Origin of the sequence: Pseudomonas sp. YuFO8, from assembly GCF_035065025.1 — a bacterium.
GTDB lineage: Bacteria > Pseudomonadota > Gammaproteobacteria > Pseudomonadales > Pseudomonadaceae > Aquipseudomonas > Aquipseudomonas putida_AE.
Window position 1 is genome coordinate 1 of the sequence record NZ_JAXDEQ010000185.1, and the last position, 401, is coordinate 401.

A 401-nucleotide genomic window follows, 5' to 3' on the forward strand; every position below is an offset into this window, starting at 1 on the left:
AAATGCTTTGGCTATTGCTTCGATCACCGGGACTACCCGTTCCAATTCCTGTTCAGGAGCCAGTTGCTCACCTCCCGGCCGGGTGCTTTGTCCGCCGATATCCAGTATAACAGCTCCTTCTTCCAGCATCTGCGCCGCCTTTTGCAACGCAGTATCTATGGTTTGCTGCCTGCTGCCACTATAAAATGAATCGGGAGTACTGTTGATGATACCCATGACAACAGGCTTCTCAATGACGAGTAACCTTCCACCGCAGTTAAGTGTGAACATTCTGTCTATTGGTTTATATTGCATCCGCATCAAAGATATTCAAAGCCTTTAACGTTTGTTCCAATAATGAGCCAGACCAACCAGCAATTTGACCAGGCCATTGCACAGAGCCGGGATATTTTTCTGAAAAA

At 46.9% G+C, this 401-nt stretch carries 1 protein-coding gene; it reads right to left on the reverse strand.

The features are described 5' to 3' along the window. A partial coding sequence (locus SOP95_RS31915; protein ID WP_323609579.1) for a dihydropteroate synthase occupies positions 1 to 216 on the reverse strand: 216 nt, incomplete at its 3' end. Positions 217 to 401: the final 185 nt, after the last annotated feature.